11 protein-coding genes are annotated in these 14,644 nt (G+C 43.4%); 5 read left to right on the top strand and 6 right to left on the bottom strand.

What is annotated here, in order from left to right:
- Position 1: 1 nt before the first annotated feature.
- Genes VMW78_08370 through VMW78_08345 form a run of 6 tightly spaced genes read right to left on the bottom strand, consistent with a single transcriptional unit; the run spans position 2 to position 5,219 of the window.
- Positions 2-427: a hydrogenase iron-sulfur subunit gene (locus VMW78_08370; GenBank protein ID HUV51017.1), complete on the bottom strand. Its 426-nt coding sequence runs from the start codon at positions 425-427 to the stop codon at positions 2-4.
- Positions 417-2,411, bottom strand: a complete 1,995-nt coding sequence (locus VMW78_08365; protein HUV51016.1) for a CoB--CoM heterodisulfide reductase iron-sulfur subunit A family protein — start codon at positions 2,409-2,411, stop codon at positions 417-419. Before VMW78_08365 ends, VMW78_08370 begins: the two co-directional genes overlap by 11 nt.
- Entirely contained in the window at positions 2,408-3,256 is an 849-nt protein-coding gene (locus VMW78_08360; protein HUV51015.1) for a CoB--CoM heterodisulfide reductase iron-sulfur subunit B family protein, read from the bottom strand. Before VMW78_08360 ends, VMW78_08365 begins: the two co-directional genes overlap by 4 nt.
- Positions 3,253-3,801 carry a 4Fe-4S dicluster domain-containing protein gene (locus VMW78_08355; GenBank protein ID HUV51014.1) on the bottom strand — a complete coding sequence of 183 codons (549 nt, stop codon included), beginning with the start codon at positions 3,799-3,801 and terminating at the stop codon, positions 3,253-3,255. The genes VMW78_08360 and VMW78_08355 overlap by 4 nt, the downstream gene beginning before the upstream one ends.
- Positions 3,802-3,845: 44 nt before the next feature.
- Positions 3,846-4,712, bottom strand: a complete 867-nt coding sequence (rsmA, locus tag VMW78_08350) for a 16S rRNA (adenine(1518)-N(6)/adenine(1519)-N(6))-dimethyltransferase RsmA (GenBank protein ID HUV51013.1) — start codon at positions 4,710-4,712, stop codon at positions 3,846-3,848.
- 15 nt (positions 4,713-4,727) lie between these two features.
- A complete protein-coding gene (locus VMW78_08345; GenBank protein ID HUV51012.1) occupies positions 4,728-5,219 on the bottom strand; it encodes a DUF2062 domain-containing protein in 492 nt (163 codons plus the stop codon).
- Between the two features lie 161 nt (positions 5,220-5,380).
- Here VMW78_08345 and VMW78_08340 point away from each other — a divergent pair, with 161 nt between their 5' ends.
- The 5 genes from VMW78_08340 (at position 5,381) to VMW78_08320 (ending at position 14,542) form a co-directional block, all read left to right on the top strand.
- Entirely contained in the window at positions 5,381-5,761 is a 381-nt protein-coding gene (locus VMW78_08340; protein HUV51011.1) for a hypothetical protein, read from the top strand.
- 80 nt (positions 5,762-5,841) lie between these two features.
- Positions 5,842-8,826: an insulinase family protein gene (locus VMW78_08335; GenBank protein HUV51010.1), complete on the top strand. Its 2,985-nt coding sequence runs from the start codon at positions 5,842-5,844 to the stop codon at positions 8,824-8,826.
- 44 nt (positions 8,827-8,870) lie between these two features.
- Positions 8,871-11,618: a response regulator gene (locus VMW78_08330; protein ID HUV51009.1), complete on the top strand. Its 2,748-nt coding sequence runs from the start codon at positions 8,871-8,873 to the stop codon at positions 11,616-11,618.
- Between the two features lie 3 nt (positions 11,619-11,621).
- Positions 11,622-14,141, top strand: coding sequence for an ATPase, T2SS/T4P/T4SS family (locus VMW78_08325; GenBank protein HUV51008.1), 2,520 nt, complete (start codon positions 11,622-11,624; stop codon positions 14,139-14,141).
- Positions 14,142-14,191: 50 nt separating this feature from the next.
- Complete coding sequence (locus VMW78_08320; protein HUV51007.1) at positions 14,192-14,542, top strand: Hpt domain-containing protein; 351 nt, start codon at positions 14,192-14,194, stop codon at positions 14,540-14,542.
- Positions 14,543-14,644 lie beyond the last annotated feature (102 nt).

The raw sequence follows: 14,644 nt of genomic DNA, 5'->3' as shown, positions 1-14,644 counted from the left end.
ATTAAAGGATCATACGGTCTTTCACACTTGTGGGCCCGAGGGCCTTTATTGACTCAACAAATTCGGTCATGTTTTGTTGAAACTCCGGTCCTTCGCTGGCTCCTATCCAGCGAAGCCTGAGACGCTTGGGATCGAACCCGAACTGTTCCACGATTTTTCTAATCCCGGAAATCCGCTTTTTAGCCTTGAGATTCCCATTGATATAGTGACAGTCTCCGGGATGACAACCACCTATAAATACTCCGTCCGCTCCATCAAGAAATGCCTTTAAAATATATTTTGAATCTATCATGCCGGTGCACATAAGCCGTATTATGCGTATATTCGCCGGATAGGCAAGTCTTGAGGTGCCGGCAAGGTCCGCGGCTGTATAGGTGCACCAGTTACAAACCAGAACAATTATTTTAGGTTCAAAATCATCTGTCATATATACACTCCTGAATAAGAATAGCCTCCATCTCTTCCATTACCTGTTTATCTGTAAAATGCTTGACTCCGGCAGCACCGCTGGGGCAAGCAACGGAACAGCTGCCGCATCCCTGGCACAATGCGTCATTTACAACTGAAACACAGCGTCCAGCATCAAATTGTATCGCAGAATATGCGCAGACCTGCAAACATGTCTGGCAGCCCGCACATAGGTCGGGATCAATATAAGATATCTCGGTTTTCGTACTGACCGTGCCTTTGGACAGCAGGGACGTAGCCTCTCCTGCCGCTGCCATAGCCTGTGCCACAGTATCTGGAATATCTTTAGGCCCCTGGCAGCACCCCGCAAGAAAAATTCCGCCGACCGGTGTGGCGACCGGTGCAAGTTTTGCGTGCAGCTCGGTCATCCACCCGTCTCCATCTGTTGATATGCCGACAAGCCTTGCAACATCTTTCGAGCCTTCGGCGGGCTCCAGGCCAACGCTAAGGATCACCATGTCAACCAGCAGCCTTTTTGCCTGCCGTGTCAGGGTGTTCTCTGCAATAACAGTCAGACGACCAAAATCTTCCTGATTGTCGGGTATATCTGTCACCTCAGCCACCCTGCCGCGGACAAGGTGAACCCCTTCTTCCTGAACACGGTTGTAAAATTCCTCATACAGTTTACCCGGAGACCGTATATCTATATAAAATTCCCAAACTTCCGCGTCTGTTTTTTCTCTTAAAAGATGGGCGAACTTCATTGAATACATGCAGCAGACTCGAGAACAATATTTACGGTATCTTACATCGCGCGATCCTACACAGTGAATTATAGCTACTTTTTTTGGAGCCTGACCGTTTTTCATAAGGATTTTGCCGGAAGTAGGACCTGTAGCATTGTTGAGCCGCTCAAATTCAAGGCTGGTATAAACTTCAGGGAAACGCCCATATCCGTAATTTGTCAGAGGTGTGGGATCAAACGCCTTAAATCCTGTGGCAACAATTACTGCCCCGACCTCTATATCCAGATACCGAGGCTTTTGCTCAAGGTCTATGGCACCGGCTTCACAGAATTTCCGGCAGACTCCGCAGCGTTTATTCTTTGCAAGGACGCGGCATTGTTCAGGATCAATTACCGGCGTCCTTGGAACCGCCTGGGGAAATGGAGAATAGATAGCCGTTCTGGTGGTAAGTCGTTCATTGAATTCACTGGGGATCTTCCTTGCAGGGCATTTTTCCATACACACGCCGCAGCCCGTACATTTATCTTCATTAACATAACGTGGTTTTTTAAGTATTTTTGCTTTAAAATTTCCGATAAAACCTTCGATAGAAACTACTTCACTGTAAGTAAGGAGCTCAATGTTTTCATGCTGATCAACAGCGACCATTTTAGGAGTCATTATGCATGCAGCACAGTCAAGGGTAGGGAATGTTTTGTCAAACTTGGCCATGTGGCCGCCGATTGATGGTTCACGCTCAACAAGATAAACCCTGTAGCCGGATTCGGCAGCTGAAAGTGCGGACTGCATGCCTGCAATACCTCCGCCTATGACAAGAATGGACTTTTTTACAGCCACTTCACGGCTCTGTAAAGGACGGTGGAAGGCAACCCTTGCAACTGCGGCGGCAACAAGATCCTTTGCCTTGGCCGTGGCTTCTTCCGGGTCCCTGGTTACCCATGAGGACTGCTCACGAATGTTTGCCATCTGGAAATAATGAGGATTTATGCCTGCTTTTTCACAAGCTTTTTTAAAGGTCAACTCATGCATTCTGGGGGAGCATGATGCCACCACTACTCGGTTTAGTCCGAGTTTTTTGATGTCGTTGTCAATCATTTGCTGCCCTGGACTGGAGCACATAAACTTATACTCACGGGCTACAGCAACATGATCCAGCTTCCCGGCAAATTCAACCACCGACTCAACGTCAACCTTTGACGCTATGTTCATTCCACAATGGCAAATATATACCCCGATTTTTGGTTTTTTATATTTCATAATTCCCGGCTTAAAACCTTGTTAATCGGTACGAGCAGTTTATTCAGCCCCAGCTCTGTCGGATTAAGGCCAAGGGCAAGACCGGCAAGCTGCGTAAAAAAGGGGACGGGAATTGGATGAGTTAAATTTTTCTGCCACGAATCGAGGTTGAACTGACACAGGGGGCATAAGGTTGTTATCATATGCCCACCCTTGGCGTGGACTTCACGGATAATACGGGAGACAAGCAAACCGCATTCATCTGCATAGGAAACCGTATGGGATGCCCCGCAGCAAATTGTCCTGGCTGAATGATCAACAGGCAGAAAACCAAGTCTCTCAATAAAACGGTCAAGAATTGTGGGTTGCTCCATATGATCAAGATCACCCCAGGGCCTGGTAAGCTGGCAGCCATAATAGCATGCCACCTTATAATTCTTGAATTTTTCGGTCAGATTTTTTGACCATTTTTCTGCAGGCACATCATTATAAAGAACCTCAAGATAATGACGGACTGTAAAATTTCCTTCCATCAAAAGACCCTCTTTTGAAAGCTCTTTATTGATTCTGGAGACAGTTTCGGGATTGCTGCTTAGAATCTGGTTTGCCTTGCGGAGGGTGGTATAACAGGCATTGCAAACCGTAACAATTTCTCGAAACCCGCTTGCCTGTGCCAAGGCAAAGAGCCTTGCGGTGAGCGCCAGAGCCTTGAATTCGTCAAGACTGAAGAAAGCCGTTGCACCGCAACAGTTCCAATCCGGAATTTCAATCAGATCTATTTCCATTAAACGGTTTATCGCATCCACCGACTGCCTGTATCCGGCGGCAGAATTATAAGAACATCCCGGGAAAAAACCGTATTTCACTGTATATCCTTTCTCACTTTCTCACCGGCAGGAAGCTGCGCAATCCACCTTCGTCCAATTATCTGCCGGGGAAAAAATTCAAGCCGCTTCCTTTTTAGAAGTTGCAGAGCTACGGATATGTTTTTGAAAGCATCAACAGGATGCAGTATTCCATAATGAGCCATCACCATAGCCTCGGAAATCCTTCCATGACTATACACTGCCTGAGAAAATGCCTGGTAAAGGTCAGGCATCTTGTGCGAACCCGGAACCAGGCCGTGCTCCTTTGACATGCGCTTCAGGCAGTACATCAGGTCTATTACAGGAATTTCCTGCGGACAGCGGGCCACGCACTGATAGCAGGAAACGCAATACCATGGGGTCTCGGATCGCAGAGCCTTTTCCATATCTCCGTCACGAATTAGAGCAAAAAGCTCCCTGGGGCCATGTTCCATAAGACCTGTCAGTGGACAAGAGGCGCTGCATGTGCCGCATTGTATACATTTCAAAATCTTTCTGCCATATACTGTATCATAAAATATATCCTGAAGATTCTTTTCATCCATGATAGCTGCCTCTTGTTTTAAGTTCGCTGGTTATTAGCTTATGCTCAAAACATATTCGCGTTAGAGCTTTGCAGGTTCTTAAATGCATTACTTAATGTTACAAACTGAGATATTGTCAGAGCCTCGGCACGCAGGGAAGAATCAATGCCTGCCTTGTCCAGCATGTTTTGCGCTGTTTTTGTGTCAATATCCAGTTCGCTTCCCGCAAGAGCATTTCTGAGGGTTTTTCTCCTCTGGCAAAAGGCCCCTTTTATGATCCTGAAAAGTAATGCTTCATCATTTGCCGGATATTTTATGGTTTCTAAAAATTTTATTTCAAGGATCTGTGAATCTATCTTTGGTTTTGGAAAAAATTGATGCGCCTTAACATCCGCGAGTTTTTTTATTTTTGCGCAGTACCCAAGCATGACTGCGAGCCGGCCGTAATCCTTGCCACCAGGCTGAGCGGTGATGCGCATGGCCAGTTCTTTCTGAAACATAAGAACAGCCCTGATCACATAAGCTCTGGATTCAATAAGCTTGATAATGATCTGAGAAGAAATGTTGTAGGGAAGATTCCCGATAATTATTATTTTTTGACCGGCATTTTCCGCCAGATTCTTAATGTCAAATTTCAGCATATCCTCTTCTATTAATTCAACATTTGAAAGCCTGTTTGCAAGAAGTTCTGTTTTCAAAATATCGATTAACCGGTGGTCCTTTTCGATCGCGTAAAGTCTTTTTGCTGATTTTGCGGCTGGTATAGTAAGAGCGCCAAGGCCTGCGCCAAGTTCCAGAATAACATCCTCCGAGGTAATTTTAGAAAGGCCTGCTATCTTTTCAGCAGTAGATGGATCAGATAAAAAATTCTGACCAAACTGCTTTTTAGGATGCAGATCATAGGCTGCAAGAAGTGTTCTTGGTGATGTCATGATATTACGAACTCTTCATGTTGGCTCAGATTGCGACATTCTTGAGCGTATTTTTTTAAAAACATTGTATGTGATTAAATAGCCGGCAATCCCTGGTAAAAGTCCTATTATGATTCCGCCGGTTATCATGGCGAATGCCACGGTCCATCCCATGTTTATAAGTTTTGAAATCGACAATGAATCCGGGGCAATGGAGATTGAATAACCGAGGATAAATGTTCCCAGTTTGTAACTCCCGATATAAAAAAATGGTATCGCAGGGGCGGCAAGCCACGATCCAATTATAGCGGCTGCTTTGCTGCCGCGAAAAATAAAGGCAAGGGCTATTGCTAAAAAGGTTTGGAATGGAAATGTCGGTGTTGCGCAAACAAAGATGCCGAGCCCCATTCCCATGGCAATATTATGGGGGTTACCCTGAAGCTGTTTAAAGCGGGTGATAACCTGCCGGATATTTTCTTTAAACCTCATACCCCATTGCCATATTTTACCCAAGTTATTTTCTTTCATAAACTTAAAAACTAACATGGTTTCTTATTATTTTCAATGAATCATTTTTTGATTTTACTCTCTTCTCAGGTTGAGATAAGACTGCTTGACTTTTCCCGCATTATTAAGTAGTTATTGAACTGCTTTTTTGCAAAACCGTCAACCACTATAAGGAGGTTCTTATGAATAAAAAAAAGAGTAAACAGGTAAGTTTCGATGCAATGGTTAAATTTTTCATGCGGCAGTATGATGTCCCGACAAAAAGGGATATAAACAATCTTATGGCCAGGCTTGACGGTCTGGAGAAGTTAATTAAAGCTATAGCCCGTCCAGCCAAAAGCGGACATGTTTCCAGTAAAGGCAAAGCCTTGTCCGGCAAATCTTCTGTCACAGCGTCAGATATTGTCTTGAATATTATAAAGACATGCAGAAACGGAGCAGGTTTTGCCCAGATCCAGGCCCAGACAGGCTTTGGCGAGAAAAAACTTCGCAATATTATTTTCCGATTAAATAATATAAATAATATTAAACGCAAGAGTCGCGGCATTTATATTAGCTCTTAACGGGCTGGCATTAGCTCTTAACGGGCTGGTTTATAATCTGAGGTCCCAATCTGAGATAGTCAACTTAAAAGGCAGTGTATATGAATGAAATTTTGGATCAAAACAACCCCGGGCTAAAACAGGGCGACAATATGTCCGGTTATTTTATTAAGAAAGTTGCAAGGCTTGAGGAAATAAATTCGGTTTTTTATGAGCTTGAGCATACCCTTACAGGCACCAGGCATATCCATATCAGTAAAAATGACGAAGAAAACACATTCGGCGTAGCTTTTAAGACTGTTCCGGTTGATTCAACCGGTGTCGCGCATATTCTGGAACATACTGTTTTATGCGGTTCAAGCAGATTTCCTGTACGCGATCCGTTTTTTTCCATGTTAAAGAGAAGTTTGAGCACATTCATGAACGCCTTTACCTCATCGGACTGGACCATGTATCCTTTTTCCACCCAGAACAGGAAAGACTTTTACAACCTTATGGATGTTTATCTTGACGCGGCATTTTTTCCAAAAATAGATAAGCTCAGCTTCAAGCAGGAGGGCCATCGCCTGGAAATCGAAGATGATTTAAAAGATGACGGTTCCATGAAGCTTGTTTATAAAGGTGTTGTATATAACGAGATGAAGGGCGCCATGTCATCGCCGGATCAGGTGCTGATGCGATTTCTTTTAAAAGCCCTCTACCCGGACACAACATACAGCCACAACTCAGGCGGAGACCCTGTTGTAATTCCAGGTTTGACATATGATCAATTAAAGGTTTTTCACAGTCGGCATTATCATCCAAGCAACTCTTTTTTTTATACATACGGGGATATGCCGTTAAAGGAGCATCTTAATTTCATACAGGAAAAAATCTTAAAAAAATTTGAGCGGATCGATCCCAAAACCGATGTTCTTTCTCAACCCCGCTGGAACAAGCCCAGAAAGATAATAAATAAATATCCGCTTGGAGACAACGAAGATCCATCAAAAAAATGCCAGGTTTGCGTGGCGTGGCTGACCGCGGATATCAAGGATTTTTTTGAAATTCTGGCCCTTATACTGCTTGAGCAGATTCTTCTCGGAAATTCAGCCTCTCCCTTGCGCAAAGCATTGATAGATTCGGAGCTTGGAACCGATCTATCCGACGGGACAGGTTTTCATGCCGATAACAGGGACACCATGTTCGTATGCGGGCTCAAAGATGTGGAGGCGTCTTCCGCAGGAAAAATTGAAACCATTGTTTTTGATACCTTAAAAAGCCTTGTTGATAAAGGTGTTGACAAAACATTGATCGAGTCGGCCATCCATCAGATAGAATTTCATCGCAAGGAAGTAACAAACACACCATATCCATACGGCATAAAACTGCTTTTAACCATTTCAGAATGCTGGTTTCACGGTGGCGATCCTGAAAGAATTTTACAGCTTGACGCGGATCTTGACAGGCTTAAAAAAGAGCTTTCCGTGGGCTCATTTTTTGAAAACAGAATAAAAAGCTATTTTCTGGATAATTTCCACAGGGTGCTTTTTACGCTGGCTCCTGATCAATTGATGGAGCGTAAAGAAAACAACAGGGTTGCGGCGGAACTTGATGGTGTCAGTGCCTCATTGAGCGGATCCGATATAACAAAAATACAGGAGGATGCTAAAACTTTAAGGCAACTCCAGGAAAGCATAGAGGATGTTTCCTGCCTTCCCACACTTGAGCTTGAAGATATTCCTCCATCTGTTAAAAGCGTAAAGGAGACAACCGGGTACAATGTAGCGGCTGCGTGCTATAATCAACCAACCTCCGGCATCTTTTACTTTGAGGCGGCTGTAGGAGCCGGATCTTTCAGAAAACAGTTGATTCCACTTATCCCTTTTTTCTGCTTTGCTCTTCCTGGAATAGGAACAGCCGTACATGATTATACGGAAATGGCGCAGCTCATTGATGCATATACAGGCGGCATCGGGTTGTCTTCTCATTCCTGCACCAGTTTTGAAGAAAAGGGCCTTTGTTTGCCGTTTATCTCCTTTGGCGGAAAATGCCTTGTCAGAAATCAGAGCAGGATGTTTGAAATTATTCAGGAGCTTTTATGCAAACTGGATTTTTCAGATTTTGTCCGCTTAAAGAGCCTTTTGTATGAATACAGGGCTGACTTGGAATCAATGGTCGTGCAAAATGGGCATATGCTGGCAATGTCGCTTGCTTCGAGAAACCTATCAACCACCTGCGCACTCAGCGAAATATGGCATGGCATTCATCATCTGCAAACCATAAAGGGCTTAACCGATGATCTTACGGAAGATAAACTAAAGTCCATATCCGGCGATTTATTATCAATCGGCAAAAACCTTTTTATGCGAAGCAATTTTAAAATGGCGCTGATCGGCGAAGACCGTCCCCTGTCAACAGCATCTTCCCTGGCAACATCTGTGCAAAACAATCTGGAAGATGGGCAGACAAACGGTTTTGCGAGCCCGGAAATCGAATTTGATGATAAAATTATCATGGAAGGCTGGAGCACATCTTCCGCGGTTTCATTTGTGGCCCAGGCATTTAAGACAGTGCGGATGGGGCATGAAGATGCTCCTGCCTTATCTGTTATAAGTAAAATGCTTCGCTCAATGTATCTTCATCGTGAGATTCGGGAAAAAGGCGGAGCATACGGCGGATTCGCGATATATAATTCCGAGGACGGCATATTTAATTTCGGCTCTTACAGGGATCCACACATATCTGCTACCCTTAAGGTGTACGATGGCGCTGTAGATTTCATAAATTCCGGCCACTTTGTTGACGAAGATGTCAAGGAAGCTATTTTGCAGGTATGTTCCGGAATCGACAGGCCCGATCCACCGGCGGTAGCGGCTCAAAAGGCATTTTACAGAAAAATTGTTTCATTATCGGATGAGGCACGCAAGGCTTTTAAAGAGAGGCTTCTTTCGTTAACCAGAAATAAGGTCGTAGAGGTTGCTGAAAAATATTTTGATCCAAACAAGAGCGAGCGCTCTGTGGCGGTTATATCCGGCGAGCAGAAATTAAAGGAGGCAAATGAAAAATTGCCTGATCACAGTCAGCTAAGGCTTTACAGGATTTAGGCCTTTCCAAACACACCCCGCGCGCACCATGTGAGAGAAGGAAAATGAAGATAGCCAACAAAATAAGCCTCTCATTCTTTACAGCCGTGTTGATACTTGCGGGCATTATAATGCCGATTGTCTATTATATAGCCAGTAATGATATGAAAGGTGCCATATTCGCGCACCTGGACACAACAGCCCGCACAAGAGCAAACCATATAAAAACATTTTTAAAGATGGAAAAAAACTCTGTGATACAGTTGTCACAGGACATGATTTTTGAGAACCTGTTGAGCGCGAATAAACAGGATCCGGATTATACAGATAAAGTCGATATTGTTATAACGAGACTAAGCAGAGCAGAAAAAGCAGGTGAATCTATCCATGAAGTTTTTGTTTTAAATGAAAAAGGCATAGCTGTTGCCTCCAGCGATAGGCGCAAAATCGGTTTAGACAGAAGCTCTGATCCTTATTTTTTAGACGCAAGATCAAGGGCTTATATTAAAGATGCTTACTATTCTAAAATAACAGGGGCGCCGTCGTTTGCTTTTTCAGCTCCAATTATAAACATAGAAACAAAAAAGTTTTTGGGAGTAGTTGTTGCCAGGCTTAGCCTGAATGAACTTAATAAAATAACCACCGATAGAACCGGTCTCGGCAAAACAGGAGAGGTCTATCTGATAAACAAACAGGGTCTGATGATAACCCCTTCCAGGTTTGCGAAAGATAGCTTTCTCAAATTAAAGGTTGATACCATAAACACAAGAAAATATTTTGAGGATGTAAAAAATTTCGCCTCTGAGTTACATGGACGAGATTCTTTTATATTTGCCGATTACAGAGGCGTCAAGGTTCTTGGAATACACGACCACATATCAGAAATGCAATGGGGCCTTATGGCGGAAATTGATGCGTCTGAAGCGCTTGCTCCCCTGATTAAACTAAAAGCCGTTTTTATTATTACAATGTTTTTTACTCTGATAACAGCGTGGATTATAGGCGCTTTTCTTTCAAGAGTTATAACCAGGCCGATCCTCAAGCTGCGTAAAGGAGCCGAGATAATAGGTCAGGGGAATCTGGACTACAAGATAGCTATAGATACAAAGGATGAGATCGGTCAACTCTCTCAGGCATTTAACAATATGACTGAGGATTTGAAAAACAGTACAACATCCATAGAAGAACTTAATAAAGAGATCGCTGTTCGCAGGCAGGTCGAAGAAGAGCTGCAAAAGGCCAAGAAAGAGGCTGAGGATGCAAACCGCGCCAAAAGCTCCTTTCTTGCCACCATGAGTCATGAAATCAGGACACCGATGAATGCGGTTATCGGCATGGCTGATCTTCTTTCAGATACCCCGCTTACGGATATGCAGGAGGAGTATCTGGAGATGCTTACTGTTTCAGCAAACAATCTTTTAAATGTAATAAATGATATCCTTGATATGTCCAAGATTGAAGCCGGTCATCTTGAAATCGAGAAAACAGAGTTTGATCTAAGGGATGTTGTAGAGTTGATAGGCCTTGGCTTGGGAGCCAAGGCCTCCAAAAAAGGTCTTGAGCTGTTATGCAGGATAGAATCCGATGTGCCGCGATATATAATCGGTGATTCAACAAGATTACACCAGATTCTTATTAATCTTGCAGGCAACTCAATAAAATTTACTGAAAAAGGGGAAATACTCGTAAACGTAGAGATACTTGAAAGAGATGGTGATGACATGGTCCTTCATTTCAGCGTGAAGGATACAGGTATTGGCATTCCAAGGGAAAGACTGTCAAAGATATTTGAAAGCTTTACACAGGCAGACTCCTCTACCACGCGAAAATACGGCGGTACAGGGCTCGGCCTTACTATTTCAAAACAACTGGTCGAAAAAATGGAAGGTAAAATCTGGGTTGAAAGCGAAATTGGGAAGGGGAGTACTTTTCATTTTACAATCCGCTCCATGGCGATTGAAAGACCGGAAGAGAAAAAAGAAGAGATTGTTCCAAAGGAGGTAGAGCATCTTAGAGTTTTAATTATAGATGATAATGCTACAAATCGTCTGATTTTGAGGGAGACAATTTCTGCCTGGGGGCTTTTGCCCGCGGAAGCCAAAGATGGTCCCTCTGCTTTAAAGGCATTAGAGCTGGCAAGACAAAAAGGTTATCCTTATCAGCTTATCCTTCTGGATAAAAATATGCCGGAAATGGATGGATTTGAAACAGCGGAAAAGACAAGACAATTGCCTGGATATGCCGACATATCCATCATCCTTCTGACTTCAAGTGAAGAGAAAGGTGATAGAACAAGAGCAAAAGAACTTGGGATTTCGAATGTTTTGCTGAAACCTGTAACACGTTCAAAACTTTACAATTCTATTTTGAATGTATTGAGCATAAATAAAAAAGAGGTGCCGGAAAAGCAGAAAATTGAATTTGCGCTTAAAGGCAAGCCATTAAGAATTCTTCTGGCTGAGGATAATATAATAAATCAAAAGGTTGCAACAAGAATCCTTGAAAAACAGGGCTGGCAGGTATTTATTGCCAACAACGGCAAAGAGGTTGTTGAAATTTCCGCGAAGAGCGAATTTGACCTGATTCTCATGGATGTCCAGATGCCGGAGATGGACGGGCTTGAGGCAACAACCCGGATAAGAAAGAGAGAAGAGGGAACAGACAGGCATATTCCGATTATAGCTCTTACCGCTCATGCCTTTGAGGAGGATAAAAAAAGATGCCTTGCCGCGGGGATGGACAGATATGCCACAAAACCGATCAAGATTCAGGAGCTTTTTGCGACAATAGAAGAGATTTTGAAGGAGGCTTAGTTTATGGATAGCGCAGTAAAACCTTTGATCCTGTGTGTTGACGACGATGAGGTTACGCGAAGGTTGCTGGAACGTCTGCTTGAGAATGCAGGTTTTGATACGCTCACAGCAAAAAACGGCGAAGAGGCTCTTGTTAAAGTCAACAAGAGGAAGCCTGATATTATCCTGTTAGACATTATGATGCCGGAGATGGATGGTTACGAGGTCTGCTCGAGATTGCAGGAAAATAATGAAACTTCTTATATTCCTGTAATATTTGTTACCGCTCTTGGAGATAAGCAGGACAAGGCAAAGGCATTTTCCGTGGGTGCTGCAGACTATATTGTGAAACCGATTAAAAAAGATGACCTTATGCAGAAGATCCGTAAACATATAAAGACGGATATACAGTGGAAAGAACTAAAGGAAGATACAAGAACATGGTATGAAAGGTTGCTGCCGTCTGAATTTATTCAATTCAAGGAATTTCTTTTTGCACAAATAGGCCTGGATCCTGAAAAAAGGTACAAATTTTCCAGTATTTCACCACAAAAGATCTATTCTATATCCAAGGCTGCGGGAATTAATAACAGCAGGATCGCTCAATATATTGCAGAGTTTCTCAAACTCCCATATATTTTTTATGTCAACCATGATGATATCCGGCTGGGTGTGCTTCCAACAACATATTGCAGGTCGAACCATGTTGTGCCTGTAAGCGATGTATCCGGGAAAGATGCCTTTGTGCTCAGCAACCCTTTTGACTGGGACCTCATGGACAATTTGATTAAATTGTCCGGTCTTGATAAAAGATCCGGTCTCATGATAACGGAACCCGACAATATTGACCTGTTGTTTGAACATGGCGAACCAATACAACCAATAACAATTCCTACGGTTAAAGAAATACAGAAAGCCGCAAAGCTTTCGGAATCGGAGATAAAAGAAAAACCGGTTATCCATATTTCCAATATACTTCTTGACAGGGCGGCAAAAGAAAGGGCCAGCGACATTCATATAGAACCCAAGGAGGTCGATACCGTGGTCCGTTTCCGGATCGATGGGGATTTAAAAGACATCCTTAATCTAAAGAAGGAGACAGGCGTTAAACTAATATCCCGTTACAAGGTAATCGGGGGTCTTGACATAGCGGAAAAAAGGAGGCCGCAGGACGGGGCATTTGCTGCAGTAATAGATAAGCAGACATTCAACTTCAGAGTATCCACTACTTCCACTCCAAACGGCGAAAGCCTTGTTATGCGGATGCTTAATCCATACGCTAAGCCAAAAGCTTTAACCGAACTCGGCATGACAGAGAGGCAGGTTGACACACTGGTTGCCTGTGCCAATCGAAATACAGGACTGATCCTGATGGTGGGCGGCACAGGGTCAGGGAAGACTACAACGGTTTACAGCCTTTTAAGCAGGATAGACACCCAAATAAGGAGCCTCATGTCTATTGAAGATCCTGTTGAATACCGCATACCATTAGCCAATCAACAGCAGGTAAATGAAAAAGCGGGCGTTACATTTGATGCTCTTTTAAAGGCTTCGGTCAGGCAGGATCCTGACATACTCTACATGGGAGAGATAAGGGATAACTATTCTGCAAAAATGGCTGTTAACTTTGCAAGCACGGGACATCTGACCATTACGACTCTGCATACATCAAACGCCACTACCGCTATTTTTAGGATGGAGAGACTGGGAGTTGACAGGGGAACAATGGCAGATACCATCCTTGCTGTTGTGGCCCAGGGATTGTTAAAAAAACTATGTCAACATTGCAAAGAGGTGGTGTTGATCTCAGAGAAAGAGACGGAAATGCTGTCCCCCTTTACAGACGATATCCCATCTAAGGTTGCACATCCCGTGGGTTGTCCAAAATGCAATAACACAGGCTATTATGGACGTGAAGCCTTCTATGAAGTTCTCTCCTTTGACCCGAAAATTTCTGAAATGGTACGAGATGGTTTTTCTATTGCCGAAATAAGAGCATTTGCGCATCAACGAGGAGACTATCTGATAACCGATCATGCGCTGGAAAAGATGAGAAATCATATTTTTGCTCCAAAAGATATTTATGATAAGGTGCTGGCGGAAGAGATAGATTTTGGAAAGTTGGTTTTGGAAAAAGACCCGGCAAAGATCACGCAGCCTCCAAAATTAAAAACCAAAGCATCGCCCCTGATCCTTATTGTTGAGGATGACGGTCTGACGCAAAAACTTATTGCCCGTTTGCTTGAAAACCGCGGCTACAGGGTTACAATCGCAGGAGACGGCATAGAAGCTCTTCTTTATCTCGGCAAAGAAGAGTTTGATCTTGTTATCTCTGATGTAAACATGCCTAACCTGGATGGGTTTAAACTGCTTGAGATGATTGGTCAAAAAGGGATCAAAGCGCCTGTAATATTTATGACATCCAGAATCGATCCCGAGGATGAGGCAATGGGATTCAAGCTGGGAGCCATGGACTATATTAAAAAACCGATCCAAAAGGAAATATTGCTGAAGAGGGTTGAAAGAGCGCTTGGAGTTAAATAGTTACTCTTTATCAAGAGACAACCGGAAAAGTAAAAAGGGCTGAGGTGAATATGAACGAAGAAAAGTCCAGGCCGGTATTTGACAGAGATTATGCATTAGAAATAACCGACGGGGATACGGAATTCTTAAAAGAGCTGGCAGACTTGTTTAATGCCGACTATCCTCAGAAATTAGCCGGGATTTCCAGAGCCATGGAAGATAAGGATTTTAAAGTTCTTGATAAAACCGCACACAGCCTGAAAGGGGCATCCGGCAACCTGGGGCTTACACGTGTTTATGAACTTGCTTTTGAGATAGAAAAGATGGGTAAAACGGAAAACATGGAAGGCATAGATAAGATCTATCAAGAGATTGAAGAGGAGCTGGAAAGGTTTAAGGAATTTGCTTCAAGCCAATTGTAAGCAAGTCCTGATTCACCATCAAAAAAATAAAAAACCTCGTTGATCCTGAGAAATCAGAGTGATAGATTGATTTTAGACTGGGCAGAGGTTTGCTATGAACTA

This window comes from Anaerolineae bacterium, from assembly GCA_035529315.1.
In the GTDB taxonomy this organism is placed as follows: domain Bacteria; phylum Desulfobacterota; class Desulfobacteria; order Desulfobacterales; family ETH-SRB1; genus Desulfaltia.
Note: the sequence above shows the minus strand (reverse complement) of the source record. Positions and strands in the feature narration are given on the sequence as shown.